Origin of the sequence: Exiguobacterium sp. s36 (genome assembly GCF_018618345.1) — a bacterium.
Taxonomy (GTDB): Bacteria; Bacillota; Bacilli; order Exiguobacteriales; family Exiguobacteriaceae; genus Exiguobacterium; species Exiguobacterium chiriqhucha.
Map to the genome: position 1 here is coordinate 31,672 of NZ_JACSLW010000001.1, position 18,292 is coordinate 49,963.

The 18,292-nt window shown below is 52.4% G+C and carries 15 protein-coding genes; 4 read left to right on the forward strand and 11 right to left on the reverse strand.

Features of this window, described 5'->3' with window-relative positions:
• Nucleotides 1-26 precede the first annotated feature (26 nt).
• The 6 genes from KNP95_RS00160 to KNP95_RS00185 form a co-directional block, all read right to left on the reverse strand.
• Nucleotides 27-2,288: an AAA family ATPase gene (locus tag KNP95_RS00160; RefSeq protein ID WP_214835107.1), complete on the reverse strand. Its 2,262-nt coding sequence runs from the start codon at nucleotides 2,286-2,288 to the stop codon at nucleotides 27-29.
• A gap of 57 nt (nucleotides 2,289-2,345) precedes the next feature.
• Entirely contained in the window at nucleotides 2,346-3,029 is a 684-nt protein-coding gene (locus KNP95_RS00165) for a hypothetical protein (protein ID WP_214835108.1), read from the reverse strand.
• A gap of 102 nt (nucleotides 3,030-3,131) precedes the next feature.
• The gene (locus KNP95_RS00170) at nucleotides 3,132-4,700 is read right to left on the reverse strand and encodes a BCCT family transporter (RefSeq protein WP_214835109.1); all 1,569 of its coding nucleotides are present in this window, start codon (nucleotides 4,698-4,700) and stop codon (nucleotides 3,132-3,134) included.
• Between the two features lie 126 nt (nucleotides 4,701-4,826).
• Nucleotides 4,827-5,315 carry a DUF3939 domain-containing protein gene (locus tag KNP95_RS00175; protein WP_214835110.1) on the reverse strand — a complete coding sequence of 163 codons (489 nt, stop codon included), beginning with the start codon at nucleotides 5,313-5,315 and terminating at the stop codon, nucleotides 4,827-4,829.
• 107 nt (nucleotides 5,316-5,422) lie between these two features.
• Nucleotides 5,423-8,137 (reverse strand): aconitate hydratase AcnA, encoded by a 2,715-nt coding sequence (gene acnA, locus KNP95_RS00180; protein WP_214835111.1) that lies wholly within the window; start codon nucleotides 8,135-8,137, stop codon nucleotides 5,423-5,425.
• A gap of 197 nt (nucleotides 8,138-8,334) precedes the next feature.
• A complete protein-coding gene (locus KNP95_RS00185) occupies nucleotides 8,335-9,930 on the reverse strand; it encodes a peptide chain release factor 3 (protein WP_021067575.1) in 1,596 nt (531 codons plus the stop codon).
• Between the two features lie 193 nt (nucleotides 9,931-10,123).
• On the opposite strand from KNP95_RS00185, the gene KNP95_RS00190 reads away from it, so the two are divergent.
• The 3 genes from KNP95_RS00190 to KNP95_RS00200 all read left to right on the forward strand — a co-directional run bounded on the left by KNP95_RS00190 (nucleotide 10,124) and on the right by KNP95_RS00200 (nucleotide 12,757).
• On the forward strand, nucleotides 10,124-10,555 hold the full coding sequence (locus tag KNP95_RS00190) for a DUF2621 domain-containing protein (protein WP_021067576.1): 432 nt from the start codon (nucleotides 10,124-10,126) through the stop codon (nucleotides 10,553-10,555).
• A 310-nt stretch (nucleotides 10,556-10,865) separates the two neighbouring features.
• Nucleotides 10,866-11,198, forward strand: coding sequence for a DUF485 domain-containing protein (locus KNP95_RS00195; RefSeq protein WP_214835112.1), 333 nt, complete (start codon nucleotides 10,866-10,868; stop codon nucleotides 11,196-11,198).
• Complete coding sequence (locus tag KNP95_RS00200) at nucleotides 11,195-12,757, forward strand: solute symporter family protein (RefSeq protein ID WP_214714766.1); 1,563 nt, start codon at nucleotides 11,195-11,197, stop codon at nucleotides 12,755-12,757. Before KNP95_RS00195 ends, KNP95_RS00200 begins: the two co-directional genes overlap by 4 nt.
• Before the next feature lie 34 nt (nucleotides 12,758-12,791).
• Here the strand turns inward: KNP95_RS00200 and KNP95_RS00205 are convergent, their stop codons facing one another.
• Nucleotides 12,792-13,244: a CcdC family protein gene (locus tag KNP95_RS00205; RefSeq protein ID WP_214835901.1), complete on the reverse strand. Its 453-nt coding sequence runs from the start codon at nucleotides 13,242-13,244 to the stop codon at nucleotides 12,792-12,794.
• A gap of 19 nt (nucleotides 13,245-13,263) precedes the next feature.
• On the reverse strand, nucleotides 13,264-13,962 hold the full coding sequence (locus KNP95_RS00210; protein ID WP_021067580.1) for a cytochrome c biogenesis CcdA family protein: 699 nt from the start codon (nucleotides 13,960-13,962) through the stop codon (nucleotides 13,264-13,266).
• A 192-nt stretch (nucleotides 13,963-14,154) separates the two neighbouring features.
• Between KNP95_RS00210 and KNP95_RS00215 the strand changes: the two genes are divergently transcribed.
• Nucleotides 14,155-14,337, forward strand: a complete 183-nt coding sequence (locus tag KNP95_RS00215) for an aspartyl-phosphate phosphatase Spo0E family protein (protein ID WP_214835113.1) — start codon at nucleotides 14,155-14,157, stop codon at nucleotides 14,335-14,337.
• Between the two features lie 81 nt (nucleotides 14,338-14,418).
• On the opposite strand, the gene KNP95_RS00220 is transcribed toward KNP95_RS00215, so the two are convergent.
• The 3 genes from KNP95_RS00220 to KNP95_RS00230 form a co-directional block, all read right to left on the reverse strand.
• The gene (locus tag KNP95_RS00220) at nucleotides 14,419-16,182 is read right to left on the reverse strand and encodes an ABC transporter ATP-binding protein (RefSeq protein WP_021067582.1); all 1,764 of its coding nucleotides are present in this window, start codon (nucleotides 16,180-16,182) and stop codon (nucleotides 14,419-14,421) included.
• Complete coding sequence (locus KNP95_RS00225) at nucleotides 16,172-17,926, reverse strand: ABC transporter transmembrane domain-containing protein (RefSeq protein WP_214835902.1); 1,755 nt, start codon at nucleotides 17,924-17,926, stop codon at nucleotides 16,172-16,174. Before KNP95_RS00225 ends, KNP95_RS00220 begins: the two co-directional genes overlap by 11 nt.
• Before the next feature lie 128 nt (nucleotides 17,927-18,054).
• Nucleotides 18,055-18,285: a YneF family protein gene (locus KNP95_RS00230; protein ID WP_021067584.1), complete on the reverse strand. Its 231-nt coding sequence runs from the start codon at nucleotides 18,283-18,285 to the stop codon at nucleotides 18,055-18,057.
• Nucleotides 18,286-18,292: the final 7 nt, after the last annotated feature.

An 18,292-nucleotide genomic window follows, 5' to 3' on the forward strand; every position in this document is an offset into this window, starting at 1 on the left:
TCGTCCTCGCTTTCAAGGTCATTATATTATAACTTGGTCTTAATATCTACTACTAAAATCTGATTCAAGTCGTCAGTTTCAGCCTGTCTTTCAATCAAACGGTATGACTGTCTCGCGATGGCTTCATCAATCAACGACAGTGCCGTCCGCGCGTTCGGCCGGTCGATACCAGACAGTCGCTCTTTAAGCGCTTGCTCCACCGTATCGTCATACGTATAGCCAAATTTCGCGGCATACGTCTTAGCAATCTCGACGAGTTGGTCGGTCGAATAATCCTCGAACTGGATGGTTCGCTTAATCCGACTACTCAGTCCAGGATTGGACTCGATCAATCGCCGCATCGGCGCCTCGTATCCCGCCATGACGACGACGAGGTTGTCCCCGTGCTTCGGCATCTCGTCGACGAGCGTATCGATTGCTTCACGACCGTAATCGTTCGGTCCGCCGTTCAAACTATAAGCCTCGTCAATCAACAACACACCGCCGAGCGCATCGCGGATGGCAGCCTTCGTCTTCTGTGCCGTCTGACCGACATAACCGCTGACAAGATCGGCTCTGCTGACGACTTTCAAGTGTCCGCGTTTCAAGTAACCGGTCTTCTTCAACAATTGGGCATAAAGGTGGGCGAACGTCGTCTTCCCTGTCCCGCTGTTGCCGACGAGTGCAGCATGAAGTTGGACAGGTGCCGTCTTCAATCCAAGTTCGCGGCGCCGTTTTTGAATCGTGACGAGCGCCTCGATTTCACGCAGTTGCCGTTTCGCCTCTTCCATCCCGACCAAGTCGTCGAGCGTCGGGGCTGACGTGTCCTCGGTCGCATCCATCTCAAAATCGACTTCCGTCAACAAGGCCATCTCGTCGAGCGGGGCATCGGCACCGAAGCGAGATCCTTTTTTGAACATGGCGTCGAGTAAAATGTTATGCACCGTGCGCGCGTTCCCGAACGTGGCGTCGACCCGTTCCCGGTCAATCCGCGCAATCAAGGCGCGCTTCGCCTCGACCGTCAGGACGTAATTGTTCTCCGCTGCCACTTTCTCGCCGATGGCGACGAGCTCGTCATCACTGTAGTTCGGCAACTCGTAATGGTTCGATTCCGGGAAACGCGAACGTAGTCCCGGATTGGCCAATAGAAAGTGACGCATCTCTTCCGGATAACCGGCGAGGATGACAACGAATTTCCCAGCGTACTCACCACTCGTCATCGCGGCGACGAGCGTATCGATGGCTGCCTGTCCATAGTCACTCCCGCTCGCATCCTGACGTTTAAGCGCGTACGCCTCGTCGATGAACAGGACTCCGCCCTCGGCTTCTTTCACTTTGTTCATGACTTGCTCTTCCGTCTGTCCGACGAACGCGCCGACGAGACTCGACCGATCCGCCTCGACGACGTCGGGACGAGCGAGCAAACCGAGCTCAAAATAAATCTCGGCCATGAGGCGCGCGAGCGTCGTCTTACCGGTGCCTGGGTTTCCCGTGAACACGAGATGGAGCGAAGGTTGGTGTTTGGACGAGAAGCCTGCCTTCTCCCGTTCTTTTTGAAACAAGAGGAAGCGGTACCACGCTTTGACACGTTGCTTCACGTCCGTGAGCCCGATCATCGCCTCGAGTGATTCAATCGCGCTCGACCGAACTTGTTCCGTCTGTTCCGGCAAATGTTCGACGATCGTGGCCAGTCGCTGTTTGACGAGCCCGACCCGCTCACCGAAACGGTGGAACGCCTCACGGCTGAAGTAATTGCCTTGCATCGATGCCAAGAGCGAGGCCGTGTCATCTTCGAGTGCGGCCACTTCTTGCATCGCCTCGATGACGACAAGGAATAACCGCTCGAGCTGTCCTTTGAATTCCGAGTCCCGAAGGTCGGATTTGGCACGGTCAATCTCGTCGTGAAGCTGTTCAAGTTGCTCGAGCAGTTCCGACGTCTTCGCTTCGTATTCGGTTAAAATTTGGACTTTCATCGACGCGTAATCCGCCTCACGTAATTTCGGCCATTCGACGTGCAAATGTTGTTTATGACGTCGCAACACTTCGTATAATTGACTGACGCGGAGAGCTGGCGGTAATGCGTTGAGCGACTCCAATTCCTTGACCCAACGATGTAATAACGGGTCGATAGTCTGGCGCGCTTCGAACCGTCTCGTTGCGAGGAGCGTCAAGGTGCGAATCAACTCTTGACGGTGACCGGTCGCGCGCGACCAATGGGCGTAAGACAATAGCGCCGCTTCCTCGATGCGTCCACCCGCTTCCCACGCCGTCAAGTCCGATTGCACTTGATCCAAGGTGATCTGTTTCATAGTATTCTCCTTTTTAGACGACAAAGGAGCCGACGTTTTAGTCTGCTCCTCGCCGGATTATCGTGATTCAAAAGAAGTCATCCGAATCGAATGGAACAACTTCCCGTTGTTTCGTGATTCGGCAGCGAGCAAGATTCGCTCGTTCGCGTCGACGTAATACGTGACCGCTTCTTCATTGTCGTCTTCACTGAATATCGATGGGTACTTTTCGACCCATTCTGCCGGGACAGCTTCAGGTGACTCTTTCTTGACGAACGCTTGCGCGGTCCGTCCGATGATATCGACGTCACCTTCGCTCGAACCGAGCGTCCCATCGTCGAGCCATTTACGAATCTGTTCATTCGTCGCGCGCGACAAGAATGGGTGCGGAGCCACGGCACCGGAGCTCGTCTCTTGACTGTTTGTCTCCTCGCCGTCCGGGTTGAACTCACGATAAACGGTTCCGTCCCACTCGGCCCGGGCACCAACGTTAGGGCCCTCCACGACCTCGGACACGAAGTGACCGTCATCATCGTATGTCACTTCATATTCACGAACTTCCAACGTCTCGCCGTTTTCAGGCAATTTTTTCTCTTCATAGCCGATTACGACGGATGTATAAAACGGTTCGGCCCGGTTGACACGGCCCTCGTCGTCATTCAAGTTCATGATCGAGTAAAAGTTATAGGCGAGCAGGGCGCCGACAATGAGGATTCCCGCAAAAATAACCCAACTCAATCGCTTTTTAACATGTTGTTTCATAGAATGCCCTCCCAATCTTCTTCACTTACTATCCTACACTAGCGAGAGGGTCCTGCAAAACATTTACAACCAAAAAAGGGCCTCGACCGAGACCCTTTCCTTTTATCCGAGCTTATCTTCTTCTTCCTGCTTATACGCTTCAATATACTTGTCCCGTTCGTCCGGTTCGTCAGACAAATCTTTGAACAAGGCGACAATCATCAAAATTAACACGAAGATGAACGGGAAAGCGACCAGGATGGCGACCGCTTGTAGCGCTCCGAGTCCACCGACGTATAAGAGCACAGCGGCAATCGATGACTGAATGAGACCCCAGATGAGCTTGATCCGCATCGGCGGCACAAGTTTTCCGTTCGTCGACAACATGCCGAGCACGTATGTCGCCGAGTCCGCTGACGTAATGAAGAAGACAGAGACCAAGAAGATGGCGACGACACTAAGGATTGTCCCAAACCCACCAAACGTCTCGAACAAGGCGAACAGGCCGACTTCAGTGCCGATTTCGTTGACCGTGGCAATCAAGTTGGCCCCACCGTTCAAATCAGCCCAGATGGCCGCACCGCCGAAGACGGAGAACCAGAGCAAACCGAACGAGGTCGGAACGAGCAAGATGCCAATAATGAATTCACGAATCGTACGTCCTTTCGAGACACGGGCGATAAACGTCCCGACGAACGGTGACCATGAAATCCACCAAGCCCAATAGAAAATCGTCCATCCGTTGATCCATTCGCGTTCCGCCGGCTCAAACGCTGCCGTCCGGAAACTCATCGACGGTAATTGTTGCAAATACGTCCCGATCGTCTGGGTGAACAGATCGAGGATGAACGCACTCGGTCCGGCAATCAGTGTCGCGACTAGCAGTACGATAGCGAGAAAGATATTCGTATTACTCAAGATTCGAATCCCTTTCTCGATTCCCGTCGAGGCACTGATCATATAGAGCACCGTTACGACGGCGATGATAATCAATTGGGTCGAGAAGGCGTTCGGCACGTTCGGAATCAAGAAGTGAATCCCGCCGGCAATTTGCTGGGCCCCGAAGCCGAGCGAAGTCGCCACACCGAACGCGGTCGCGATGATGGCCAACACATCGACCGTCTGCTTGACCGGTCGTTCAAAGCGGTCATTGACGAGAGATCCGATCGTCTCCCCGATCGTCGCCGGACGCCCTTTCCGGAATGTCGAGTAAGCAATTGCTAGCGCAATCATTGCGTAAATCGCCCATGGGTGTAGTCCCCAATGGAAGAACGAGTAACGCATTGCAGTGCGCGCATCGCCTTCAGGTGTACCCGACTCGAATGGCGGCGCGTGAAAATGTGATAGCGGTTCGGCTGCTCCCCAGAAAACAAGTCCGATACCCATCCCGGCGCTGAAGAGCATGGCGAACCATGACAAATAGCCGAACTCTGGGCGATCCGTGTCTTTACCTAGTCGAATTGACCCGAACCTCGAGAAGATTAAAAAGATGGCTACGATGAGAATCCCGGTCGCACTGAGTAAATAGAACCAACCAAAGCCGTTCGAGAGCCAGCCCTGCAGTTTCGTCGTCACATTTAAGAGACTAGCGTTACCGAGGACGCTCTCTGGGATGACACCCCAGATCGTGAATAAGACCGTAATGATGGCTGAAACGAGAAAAACGGTCGTCACTTTGCTTTTCCTTTCCATAATCTCACTCCTATTCAATTTTCTTATTTTCATATACGTTTTCCACCGTAACATAGTTTGTAAACCAGACTCAACCCCGCGACGTGTTCGGACGACCATGTCAAAAAAAGTGACGATGGCGTGTCGTCACTCTGGCGGTTTCGGTTCCAAGGACACGATTAATGTCTCGTCAACGACGTAATAGGGCCGTTTCGGCAGTACTTTCAAGTAGCCGCCTTCACGTAATCGAGTCAAATCCAATTGCAGTGTCTGTTGAAATTTTCGAAACGGTATTTTTTTTTCTTGTTCAAAGTATAAATCGAGCGCCCGTTGCACTTGATCCATCTCATAGACCAATTCCCGCTCGTCCTCAGGGACGATATGAAACGTCTCTTTTGACATATAGAACCGCTGTCTCGGTTTACCGGGCAAGTGTTTTTTCAGTCGAGCCAAATCGATTTCTTGCGTCTCGTCGAGCAAGACCGTGCGATTGACGCCTTTCGGCAACGTCTGCTCATATTCATGGATGGCTTCGCGCAACTGCGGAAGCGTGAGGTCGATTTCTTCCTCCGGCACTTCCTCTTTTTGCGTCAGCCGTTGCCACCAGTTTTTACCTGATTTCGTCTGTCGTTCCATACACTCCCCCCTCTCCCCATTCTCTTCCCGATATGAGTCATCCTCTCACCTTTTATTCGCACATTCACAAAAAAAACCTTCCTTTTTGCAAAGGAAGGCTATGTTGCTTATTTCAATTTGTTACGGAGAACCATCTGCAAGATGCCACCGTGACGGTAATAATCGATCTCGACTTCTGAATCGAAGCGCGCGACGACTTTAAACTCGGTCACTGTGCCGTTCTCATGTGTTGCTTTGACGTTCAGGATATCACGTGGGCGGACTGACTCGTCGACTTGGATGTCGATCGCTTCTTCGCCTGTGAGTCCGAGTGAGTCAGCTGACTCCCCGTCCATGAACTGGAGTGGCAATACGCCCATCATGACGAGGTTCGAGCGGTGAATCCGTTCGAAGCTTTGCGCGATGACGGCACGAATTCCGAGCAAGTTCGTTCCTTTGGCTGCCCAGTCACGTGACGAGCCCATACCGTAGTCGTTTCCAGCGAAGACGACAAGGCCTGTGCCTTGCTCTTTGTACTTCATGGCCGCATCGTACATCGGCATGATTTCGCCCGTCGGCCAGTACGTCGTGAAGCCGCCTTCAGTGCCTGGTGCGACTTGGTTACGGATACGGATATTCGCGAACGTACCGCGCATCATGACTTCGTGATTTCCGCGGCGTGAACCATACGAGTTAAAGTCGAGCGGTGCGACACCTTTCGATTGAAGGTATTGGCCGGCTGGTGTCGTTTTCGAGAATGCTCCAGCTGGTGAGATGTGATCGGTCGTGACCGAATCAGCAAACTTCCCGATGACGCGGAGTCCGTTCAACGCATGAACTTCTCCCGCTTCCGGCTCGAGGTTTTCGAAGAATGGCGGGTTTTGGATATACGTTGAATCGTCCGAGAAGTCATACAAGTTGCCTTCAGGCACGTCGAGGGCGTTCCAACGCTCGTTTCCTGTGAACACCGTGTCGTACTCTTTACGGAACGCTTCCGGTGAGACGACGTCTTGAACGACCATCTTGATTTCATCGTTTGATGGCCAGATGTCTTTGAAGAAGACCTCGTTGCCATCTTTGTCCGTTCCGAACGACTCGTTCATGATGTCGAAGTTGACCGATCCGGCGAGCGCGTACGCGACGACGAGTGGCGGTGACGCCAAGAAGTTCGCTTTCACGAGCGGGTGGACACGGCCTTCGAAGTTACGGTTCCCCGAGAGGACCGACGAGACGAGCAGATCGTTCGATGTGATCGCTTCTTCGACTTCGCGGTCGAGTGGACCCGAGTTTCCGATACACGTCGTACATCCGTAACCGACGGTGTTGAAACCGAGTTGGTCGAGATACGGCGTGAGACCGGCTTTATCGAGGTAATCGGTAACGACTTTCGAGCCTGGTGCGAGCGACGTCTTCACGAATTTCGGAACCGTGAGACCACGTTCGACGGCTTTCTTCGCGACAAGTCCTGCTCCGACCATAACGTATGGGTTCGACGTGTTCGTACAACTTGTGATCGCTGCGATTGCCACGTCACCTGTACGCATGTCGACAGCGCCGTCCGTGTAGTTGACAGCTGCCGTCTTCTCAAGCTCGGCTTTTTCAAGACCGAAACCGCTGTGTCCGGCTGGTGCTGTCACGCTATCGACGAACGCCGTCTGAAGGTCTGACAAGTTGATCCGGTCTTGTGGACGTTTAGGTCCAGCGAGCGACGGCTCTACTTTCGACAAGTCGAGCGTGAGCGTTTTCGTGAACGACGGGTCGGCCTGGTCTGGCGTATAGAACAAGTCGTTCGCTTTCGAGTAGGCTTCGACGAGGTCGATCAATTCTTCTGGGCGACCTGTCGTGCGCATGTAGTTGAGCGTCTCTGTATCGACTGGGAAGAAGCCACATGTCGCACCATATTCAGGTGCCATGTTGGCGATTGTCGCCCGGTCCGAGAGCGGCATCGTGTGAAGCGACGGTCCGAAGAACTCGACGAACTTGCCGACGACTTTCTCGTTACGGAGCATCTCTGTGACGACGAGCGCGACGTCAGTCGCTGTGACACCCGGGTTGACTTCACCGACGATTTTGACGCCGACGACGTCTGGTACCGGGAAGTAAGACGGTTGTCCGAGCATGCTCGCCTCGGCTTCGATTCCACCGACACCCCAACCGAGGACGCCGAGACCGTTGATCATCGTCGTGTGCGAGTCTGTTCCGACGAGCGAGTCTGGATAGGCGACGTTGCCCGTTCCGTCATTCTTCTCGAGGACGACCGATGCCAAGTACTCCAAGTTGACTTGGTGAACGATCCCTGTCGCAGGTGGGACGGCACGATAGTTGTCGAACGCCGTCTGGGCCCAACGCAAGAATTTGTAACGCTCTTCGTTACGCTCGAACTCGATGTCCATGTTTTTCATGAGTGCGCCGGCAAAACCATACGCATCGACTTGGACTGAGTGGTCGACGACGAGGTCAACCGGGATTTCAGGATTGATTTTGTTCGGGTCTCCACCAAGGTCAGCCATCGCCTTACGAAGTGAAGCGAGGTCAACGACCGTCGGCACACCCGTAAAGTCTTGAAGAACGACACGAGCCGGTTTGAACGGAACATCGATATCTTTCGAAACTTCGGCAGTACCCCATTTAGCCAAGTTCTCGACATGTTCTTTCGTGATGGCGCGGCCATCCTGTTGGCGAAGCACAGATTCGAGCAATACGCGAATCGAGTACGGAAGTCGACTAAGTTCCGTCACCCCTTCTTCTTCAAGCTTTTTGAGCCGGTAAAAATCGTACGCTTGTCCATTGACCTCGAACTGTGTCCGAGACTTGAAAGCGTCTAATACGTTCGTCTGTTCCATACGATATCCCCCTTTTTGAAAGCGGCGATGCCGGCACGTGCCGTAATCGCTTACTTATCACATGTTTATCATAATACAACTATAGCGTGACGTAAAATACATTCCGTCACAAATTAGTCATAAGTAAAACTTATCAATAGTGTCAGATTCACTGAAACAAGAAAAGACGGCCCTTGGACTAGAGCCGTCTTTAATCATTATTCTGCGCCAATCTCGACGTTGACGTCGAGGGCGTCGACGAGCGTGAGCTCATCTTCATACCGTTCTTTGAAGCGATCGAATGTGAACTCGTTGGCGAACAAGAACACGGGACGCTCCCAACGATCCGTCACGAGCATGTTGCGTGAGTCCTGGAACGGCTTGAGCGCCTTCAACTCCTTGTCCTTCACCCAACGCGCAACGCTGTACGAGACTGGCTCCATACGGATGTCGACGCCGTATTCGTTGTTCAAGCGATACTCGAACACTTCGAATTGGAGTTGACCGACCGCACCGAGATAAATCTCGTTATATTCGTTGCGATACACTTGAATCGCTCCCTCTTGGGCGAGCTGCTCCACACCTTTGTGGAAATGTTTCGACTTGAGCGAGTTGATTGGCGAGACGCGCATGAACAGTTCAGGCGGGAACGTCGGCAACGCCTCGAACGCGATTTTCTGTTTCGACGTCGTGATTGTATCGCCGATTTGGTACGTCCCCGAATCGTAAATCCCGATCACGTCTCCAGCGAACGCCTGATCGACCGTTTCGCGGTCGTTGGCCATGAGCTGCGTCGATTGACTCAATTTAATTTTCTTCCCTGTCCGCGTGAGTGTGACGTCCATGCCGCGCTCGAACACGCCCGAACAGATGCGGACGAAGGCGATGCGGTCACGGTGGGCCGGGTTCATGTTCGCTTGAATCTTGAAGACGAAGCCGCTGAACTCTTCTGACGTCGGGTCGATTGGACCGACATTCGACTTACGGGCCTCAGGGGCCGGTGACATGGCGAGATAGTGGTTCAAGAACGATGTCACACCGAAGTCGACGAGGGCCGTCCCGAAAAAGACCGGAGTCAATTTCCCGTGCTGAATCGCATCGACTTCGATTTCATTGCCGGCACCGTCAAGAAGATCGATTTCGTCTCGAAGGTTCGTCAAGTTCTCTTCCGTCAAATAGTCGGCGAGAATCGGGTCATTGACGCCGTCCTCGTTTAACGTGAGCGTCGATTTTTCACCGCGGAACAAGTGAACTTCGTTCTTCAGACGGTCGTACACGCCTTCGAACTGCATCCCGCTCCCGATCGGCCACGTGACGGCGACCGAAGGCATGCCGAGCACTTCTTCGAGCTCTTCCATGAGTTCAAGTGGGTCTCTCGCTTGGCGGTCCAATTTGTTCATGAACGTGAAGATTGGAATTCCCCGCATCCGACAGACTTGGAATAATTTCTTCGTCTGCGTCTCAATCCCTTTGGCCGCATCGATGACCATGACGGCACTATCGACCGACGTCAACACACGATACGTGTCTTCCCCGAAATCGTTGTGTCCGGGCGTGTCCATAATTGAGACGACCTTATCTTGATAGACGAACTGCATGACCGACGAGGTGACCGAGATCCCACGTTGTTTCTCGATTTCCATCCAGTCCGACTTGGCATGCTTGGAATTTTTGCGGGCTTTGACCGTCCCCGCCTCACGGATGGCACCCCCGTGAAGGAGCAACTTCTCCGTCAGCGTCGTCTTACCGGCATCTGGGTGCGAGATGATGCCGAAAATACGACGCTTCTCAACTTCTTGTTTTAATTGATTCATGTATGGCTCTTTCCTTTCTGGACAATACGATTTATACGATGTCTTGCTCACTGCAACGCTATCTATTCTAACGAAACCGGCCCGTTTCGTCCATCTTTATAGTAGGGAATGAATAGCTGTAGCTTTTGTATCGCGCCCCTTTTTTGTATACTTAGCTTGAATGATCGTGAAATGACAGAACGGGGGAAAAACGATGCCAGAAAACTTGATGATGTATTTCATTGTCTTCTGGGGATTCGTGATGATCGGGTTAATGTCGATCGGCGGTTACTTTATGTTCCGTAAATTTTTGAAACGAATGCCAAAAGAAGATGGACGCTCACTACTCGACATCGAGGATGACTACATCGACAAGACGCGCCACTTATGGACGCCGGAGACGCGAACGTTGCTCGACCGCCTCGTCACGCCGGTACCAGAGCTGTTCCGCGACGTCGCCATCCGCAAGATCGCCGGTAAGATCGGACAATTCGCCCTCGAGACCCGGGCCCGTGAAATGACAACCGAGCTCGTCGTCAAAGGCTATATCGCCGCAACACCAAAACGGGATCATAAGTTCTTAAAGAAGGCACTTGAAGAAGAGCAAATCGACTGGAAAGTGTATCAACATTACTTCCAACAATAAGACGAGACGTCAGGACATGTGCCTGGCGTCTTTTTGTTCACTCTTGATGTCGACTCATCGTAGCCGACTGATTATGTCTCCTGCTTACGAAATTGTGCCATACGACTAATAGGTCAAAAGTACCCTTTTCACGAGTGGTAACTATCTAAAGATAATGTTCATAATATAGACAATATTGGAAACGCTTACATTAAAGTGGTATGACCAATATTAGTATAACAATTTCGTTTTCCGCAATAAAAAATGGATAGCTTTTCCTTTATTTACATTTCTATAATGTACGTATCTTGATGCCGAAGGAGGTTTTTATATGCATGATGTCACACATGTCACGCAAACCGACAGTACCCGCTCCGCCGAAGCGATTGTCGAGAGCCAGACGTTTCACAAACTGATGCGAGAAAAGAATCGGTTCATTGTTCCATCCATCATCTTCTCCCTTATCTTCTACTTCACGTTGCCAATCTCGACAAGTTACTTCACCTTTTTGAATATCCCGGTCGCCGGAGACATCACATGGGCCTGGGTGCTCGCCTTCGCCCAATTCTTTATGACCTGGATGTTCTGTGTGATGTACAGCCGCCGGGCCCGTCGGTTTGACGAACTCGTCACCGCCATCAAACAAGAGGAGGACGACCGATGAACTGGACCGCTATTTTATTATTCCTCGCGATTGTCGGGCTCACGCTCGTCATCACGTTCTTCGCCGCTCGTAAAACGAAGACCGCGAGCGACTTTTATACGGCCGATGGAGGGTTGACCGGTTTCCAAAATGGGCTCGCCATCGCCGGGGACTATATGTCGGCAGCTTCTTTCCTCGGGATTGCCGGGATGATTGCCCTCGCCGGATTTGACGGTTTCTTCTATTCAATCGGCTTCTTGGTGGCTTATCTCGTCGTGCTCTACCTCGTGGCCGAGCCGCTCCGTAACCTTGGCAAGTATACGATGGCCGATATGATTGCGGCTCGATTCAACAAACCGCGCGTGCGCGGTGTCGCCGCCATGAACGCCATCGTCATCTCGATTTTCTATATGATCGCCCAGCTCGTCGGGGCCGGCGCGCTCATCGAGTTATTGCTCGGCATCCCATACACGACGAGTGTCGTCGTCGTCGGGATTTTGATGACGGTGTACGTCGTCTTCGGAGGGATGACCGCGACGTCATGGGTACAGATCACGAAAGCTGTGCTATTGATGATCGGGACCGCCATCATCTCGTTTCTCGTGTTCGCTCGCTTTGACTTCTCTGTCTTCACCATGTTCTCCGAAGTGAGCAAGGCGACGCCGCTCGGCGACAGTTTCTTGAACCCAGGCAACAAGTTCAAGCTCCCGCTCGACACGATCTCGCTCAACTTGGCACTCGTCCTCGGGACGGCGGGGCTGCCCCACATCCTTATCCGTTTCTTCACGGTCAAAGATGCACCGACAGCACGCCAATCGGTCGTCTATGCGACATGGATCATCGGTGCGTTCTACATATTGACAATCTTCCTCGGATTCGGGGCTGCCGCATTCGTCGGCTCGGATGCCATTATCGCCGCCAACCCGGCCGGCAATATGGCCGCACCGCTCCTGGCCCAAGTGCTCGGCGGCGACTTGTTGTTCGCCTTTGTCGCGGCAATCGCATTTGCCACGATCCTTGCCGTCGTCGCCGGCCTCGTCCTTTCGGCCGCCTCGGCATTCGCCCACGACTTCTATGGACATATCGTCCGTAAGGGAGAAGCGACTGAGAAAGAACAAGTCACGGCTGCCCGCATCGCTTCGATCGCTGTCGCCCTCGTCTCGATGGGACTCGCGTTTTTCGCACAGTCGATGAACGTCGCTTTCCTCGTCTCGCTCGCTTTCGCCGTGGCCGCCAGTGCGAACTTGCCGGTCATCTTGTTCACGATTTACTGGAGACGGTTCAACACCGGAGGAGCCGTGTTCGGCATGATTGTCGGCTTGTTCTCGTCACTCTTCCTCGTCGCCATCAGCCCGAACGTATGGGCGCCGGACGGTTCCGCCATCTTTATCGGTGAGGCTCTGTTCCCGCTCACGAATCCGGGCATCGTGTCGATCCCGCTCGGTTTCCTCGCCGCTATCGTCGGGACGTACGTGACGAAGTCAGATGAAGTCGCCGGAAACTTCGAACGGATTCTCGTCAAGGCCAACACCGGAATCGATGCCGAGACCGAAGCAGCCATGACCAAAAAATCTTCTTAATCGACAAAACGGCGTCCCTCGCAAGGGACGCCGTTTATGATGCTACGATTTGTTTGTACTTTTGATACATGGCGATGCGCCACGGGACAATCATGCCCCAGGCGATCAAATAGAACAGGCCGCCCGTCGCGAATATGTTTACCTCGTCCCCGAGAAACGCCTTCATGACCGTCCGGATGGCCAATAAGATAAACACGACGATAAAGAACGCTTTCGAACGGGATAGATAAACTTCCCCGTCACGTTTCTCGAAATTCGACGTCTTGATGAGGAACACGCTGAAAATCAATCCGACGATCAGCGCCTCTCCGACCTCGAGCCAAGTCAGCCGAAACGCCGGGACGAGAAATTGTAACATGCCCGTCGACATCGCCAGCGGCGGAATCAAAATCTTTTTCGCATTCGTCGGACGTGCTGACGCTTTGACGCGAACGAAGCTCGCAATCAAGCCCATCATCAGTGCGACGAGGGTCGATCCCCAAAATATCGACATTCGGTCAACCCCTTTAAAATCCGGTGAATCCTACTAATTCGCTCATCCAAGCAGCGAAGCGGTTCATTCCATCAAAATATAATACGACACCGAAAGCCATCATCAAATAGCCTCCGAATCTTGCTACCTTGGCGCTATTGCGTGCCAAGTACTTGATTTTGCCGACAAAACCGGCCATAACGAGGAATGGGATGGCAAAGCCGATGACGTACGCCAACATATAGCCCATTCCCTGACTCGGGTTCGACGCCGCGAGGGCGATGACGCCAGCAAGAATCGGTCCGGTACAAGGTGTCCACCCTGCTGCGAATCCGATTCCGATGAGTGCCGTCCCAAAATAGCCGCTCTTGCGCTCTCCTAATGCGAGTTTTTTCTCGCGCATCATGAAGCGTGGTTGCCAGAGACCTGCCAAGAAGACACCGAATACGAAGATAAGGATGGCACCGAACATGCGCAAGCTATCTTTGTATTGAATGAATACGTCGGCGATCAACGAGGTCGACAAACCAAGCACGAGAAAGACGATGGAGAAACCGAAGAGGAATGAGAACGTATGAAACCATGCCGTGCGCTGCCGCAGTCCCTCACTCTTTAAGTCAGAGACAGAGACTCCTGTAATATACGATAAAAAGACTGGATACAACGGTAGCGTGCACGGAGACAAAAATGACAAGACGCCCGCCCCAAATGCGAGCCAAAGGGTAACTTCCATGCGATCTTCCACCTTTCAGCCCCATTATAGCGAAAACCTTTTCAAAATGCTCGAATCTTTTTCTGCAACGATTTTTTGAGTGAAATTGTAATCTTTGAAATGGAAATGAAACTTGTAAACAGTAGTGTTAGATGCTAAGATTTGGATATTCCTAAGAAACAGTTTTGACTTTATAACGATGGGGGAAATACCGTGGCGGTCATCACAGCTGAAAACTTACATTATGCCATTGAACAGAAACGCGATGAACTGTACGAAATCGCTTCACAGCAAAGTTGGACGTCTCCTGAAGTGATTCACGTCAGCCAAGAGTTAGACAAGCTGATCACACGTCACGTCCTGGCTATATATGCTTCAGAACACCTAAACTTTTAAATGAACGGCTCTCCGCATCACATTTGTGGAGAGCCTTTTCATGGAAAAAAAGACGCCGGTATTGGCGTCTTTTTTTGTAATTTATGACATCAGACGTTGGCCTGATTGAAGTTCATACATCTTTTTGTAGAGCCCGTCTTGTTTCAATAACGATTGATGATTACCTCGTTCGACGATTTCACCTCGATGGAGGACGAGAATCAAGTCGGCATCTTGAATTGTCGAGAGCCGGTGTGCGATGGCAATCGTCGTCCGACCACGTCTCATCCGCTCGAGGGCGAGCTGAACGCGCTCCTCGGTCTCGGTATCAATCGAACTCGTCGCCTCATCCAAAATCAAGATTTTCGGATCCCGGGCGACCGTCCGGGCGAACGCGAGCAATTGCCGTTCCCCGCTCGAGAACGTCGCCCCCCGTTCACCGACCGTATGCCCGTAGCCGGCCTCGAGTTTCTCGACGAACGTATGGGCTTGGACGAACTCAGCTGCTTCCCGGACTTTGTCCGAGTCAATCGTCGGGTTAAATAGTTTTAAGTTGTCCTCGATCGTCCCTGTGAACAAGAACGGGTCTTGGAGCACAAGGCCGACTTTGGCTCGAAGTTCGGCTTCCTCGAACTGCTCAATCGGATGCCCATCGATCGTGATTTGTCCTGATTGATACGGATAGAACCGAGTCAACAAGTTGATGATTGAACTCTTTCCGCTCCCGGTATGACCGACGAGCGCGACTGTCTCTCCCGGCTTGGCGACGAACGAGATGTGTTTCAATACGTCGACTTCTCCGTCATAGCTGAACGTGACGTTTTCGAAGCGTACTTCTCCGGAGCCAATTTCAGCCGTTCCCTCCAAGCTCTTTCCTGGGGCCGGTTCATCCGTGTCCAAGACTTTGAAAACTCGGTCCGCCGAAACGACCGCCTGTTGAAATTCGCTCAAGCGTTGCATGATATCGAGCACGGGACGGAAGATTCGTTCGATATAGCTGATAAAGGCGTAGACGACCCCGACTTGTACTTGCTCGGTCGTTGACAAGACGCCGTAATAGCCGAGCAACCCGATAATTGAGAAGGCGAGCAACAATTCGATGATCGGTCGCAATAACATACTGTCGAGCTTCAAGTTCCGATAACGTGCTTCTTGGTGGGCCTCGTTCGTCTCTTCGAATTGGCGGACAAGCCGCTCTTCTTGACGGAACTGTTGAACGATTCCCATCCCGTTAATCGACTCATTCAACTGTCCGTTCAATTGTGACAGCAGATCACGCACTTGGGCGAAATACTTCGTCGAGTAGCGACGATACACCCAGATGATGAGCCAGAACAATGGCACGAGCACAAGCCCCATCGTTGCGAGCGTCGGTTCGAGGATATAAAGGAACACGTATGTCCCGAGCAGCTGCACGGCCGATTGGACGAACGTGCTCATCACCCCGACGTAAAGCTCCTTGACCGCCTCGGTGTCGTTCGTAATCCGCGAGACGAGAACGCCTGCTGGCGTCCGGTCGAAATAGGCGAGACGCATGCCCATGACGTGACGGAAAATATCCATCCGAATGTTTTGAACGATTTTTAAGGCAATCTTTTGGAATGAAATCGACTGTAAATAGTCGAAGATGATCGCCGACACATGCAAGACTAAATAAACGACGAGCAGTGTGACGACCCAGTTCGTCGGATAGACGCCTGGCGTCACAAACTCATCAATAAAGACCTTGATTAAAAATGGTCCCGCGAGCTTCGCACCGGTGGCGAGCAACAAGAACACGAAAGCGAGGCTGAGTGGGCGTGAGTAACGATTCGTATATGCCAATAGACGTTTGATGACCGCCCATTCCTGAACGTCATGCTTCATGGTGGCCACCTCCTTCTACGATTGCTTCGAGCTGTTGACGATCATACGTATCTTTATACCATCCCGGTTCGCGAATCAAGTCCTGATGCCGGCCCCGTTGGATGATACGACCGTCTTCGAGAACGAGAATCTCGTCGGCGTGCTCGACTGCGGACAGTCGGTGCGCGACAATCAACCGAGATTGATCGGGATTCCCGGCCCGGAAATGCTCGATAATCGCTTCTTCCGTCTTTGCATCGACGGCGGAGAGGGCATCGTCTAGAATTAATACGTCCGCCTCAATCATGAGCGCACGCGCAATCGAGATACGTTGTTTCTGGCCACCCGATAACGTCACGCCCCGTTCGCCGACGAGTGTTGCGTATCCCTCCGGTAACCGCATGATGTCATCATGCACCTCAGCGATTTTAGCCGCCTCCATAATCTCGTCAAGTTTCGCTTCCGGTTTTCCGAACGCAATATTGTTTGCAATCGAGTCGCTGAACAAGAAATGGTCTTGCGGGACGACGGCGACTTTGTCGAGCAGGAGTGACTTTTTCACCTGTCGGATATTGATGCCCCCGATTTTAATCGTGCCGTCATGGACGTCATACTCCCGCGTCAACAATCGAACGATTGTCGTTTTACCGGAACCGGTCCGCCCGACGATACCGAGCGTGCGGCCGCGTTCGATTCGGAACGTGACGTCCTGCAGGACAGGCGTCTCATCATAGCGGAAGACATGAATGTCCGCCTCAATCTCCGAATGGGCAAGTTTCGTCGCCGCCATCGGGTCATCTTGAATCTCAGGTTTGACGGCGAGCATTCGCTCGATTCGGTCATAAGACGCACGACCGCGTTCGACGATATTGAACAGCCAGCCGAACGCGAGCATCGGCCAAGTGAGCAAACTGAGATACGCCGTGAAACTGACGATTTGACCGATTGTCAGCTCGCCTTGTTCAATCAAATAGGCACCATAGCCAATCGATAAGATATATGAGAGGCCGACGATTCCGAAGATGGTCGGGTCGTATAGGGCATCGATTTTGGCGACGCGGACGTTCTTCGCCATGACTTCGTCGGATAACTTCTCGAACGAGTCGACGTCGCGGCCGACTTCCCCGGCCGATTTCAATACCCGGACACCGCTGACGCTCTCTTGGACTTTATCATTCAGTTCGGAGAACGCCGCCTGAGCGACCCCGAACCGATTATGTAATAGTTTGCCGTATCGCGTCGTTAACGCGACCATGATCGGCAGCGGCAACAGCGCTACGACCGTCAACTTCCAACTAATCGTCGTCACCATGGTGATGATGACGAACGTCCCCATGGTAATGCTGTCGACGAGTGTCAAAATCCCCGCACCCGCCGTCGTCGATACGGCTTGGACATCGTTCGTCGCATGGGCCATCAAATCCCCGACCCGCGACTTCTTATAAAAGCGTTGATCTAAATCGGTGAAATGGCGATAGAGCTGACTACGCAACATCCGACCGAGCCGAATCGAAGCGCCAAAGATGAAGTACCGCCAGAAGAAGCGGGCCACATAGTTTCCGATGCCGACAGCCGCGAGCCCGCCGAGCAACATCCACAATAAATCTGTTTCGAGCAATTCTCGGTTGATCTCATCGACGATTCGGCCGATGATACGTGGCGGCACGAGTTCGAGCGCCGCCACGAACATGAGTAGGACGATACCGAGCGCATACGTCCGCCATTCGAGCTTGAAGAACCAAGCCAATTGTTTGAATACACGAATTTGAAACACCCCCTATGTTGTCTTGAATTCAGACTATTCTTTTAGATTAGCGAAAGTTTGTTCGATTGTCTAACAAAAATGGATTCAAAAAGCACTTTGCGGGCGCAAAGTGCTTCGGTCGATCAGGTTTATTTCTTTTCGTTCTTCATTTGAACGTTCATGGCGCGCATCACTTGGTTGACTTTCTTCTGTGACGGCTTTTGACCCATTTGCATCATCAATGTACGAATCATATCTTCGTTGATCGGTGGGTTCTGTTCGAGGTAGTTCATCATGTATTTACGAGCGATAAAGAAACCGATCGCAATACCCCCGATTAGTGCTGCCACGATCAGAAGAATCCAGAATAATGTACTCAAGGCTTAA

What these genes read in the sequence shown, in the direction of transcription:
- KNP95_RS00220 (WP_021067582.1), bottom strand. Translation starts at nt 16,182, where the DNA reads ATGAAGCATGACGTTCAGGAATGGGCGGTCATCAAACGTCTATTGGCA.
- KNP95_RS00160 (WP_214835107.1), bottom strand. Translation starts at nt 2,288, where the DNA reads ATGAAACAGATCACCTTGGATCAAGTGCAATCGGACTTGACGGCGTGG.
- KNP95_RS00185 (WP_021067575.1), bottom strand. Translation starts at nt 9,930, where the DNA reads ATGAATCAATTAAAACAAGAAGTTGAGAAGCGTCGTATTTTCGGCATC.
- KNP95_RS00200 (WP_214714766.1), top strand. Translation starts at nt 11,195, where the DNA reads ATGAACTGGACCGCTATTTTATTATTCCTCGCGATTGTCGGGCTCACG.
- KNP95_RS00195 (WP_214835112.1), top strand. Translation starts at nt 10,866, where the DNA reads ATGCATGATGTCACACATGTCACGCAAACCGACAGTACCCGCTCCGCC.
- acnA (WP_214835111.1), bottom strand. Translation starts at nt 8,137, where the DNA reads ATGGAACAGACGAACGTATTAGACGCTTTCAAGTCTCGGACACAGTTC.
- KNP95_RS00165 (WP_214835108.1), bottom strand. Translation starts at nt 3,029, where the DNA reads ATGAAACAACATGTTAAAAAGCGATTGAGTTGGGTTATTTTTGCGGGA.
- KNP95_RS00190 (WP_021067576.1), top strand. Translation starts at nt 10,124, where the DNA reads ATGCCAGAAAACTTGATGATGTATTTCATTGTCTTCTGGGGATTCGTG.
- KNP95_RS00175 (WP_214835110.1), bottom strand. Translation starts at nt 5,315, where the DNA reads ATGGAACGACAGACGAAATCAGGTAAAAACTGGTGGCAACGGCTGACG.
- KNP95_RS00170 (WP_214835109.1), bottom strand. Translation starts at nt 4,700, where the DNA reads ATGGAAAGGAAAAGCAAAGTGACGACCGTTTTTCTCGTTTCAGCCATC.
- KNP95_RS00210 (WP_021067580.1), bottom strand. Translation starts at nt 13,962, where the DNA reads ATGGAAGTTACCCTTTGGCTCGCATTTGGGGCGGGCGTCTTGTCATTT.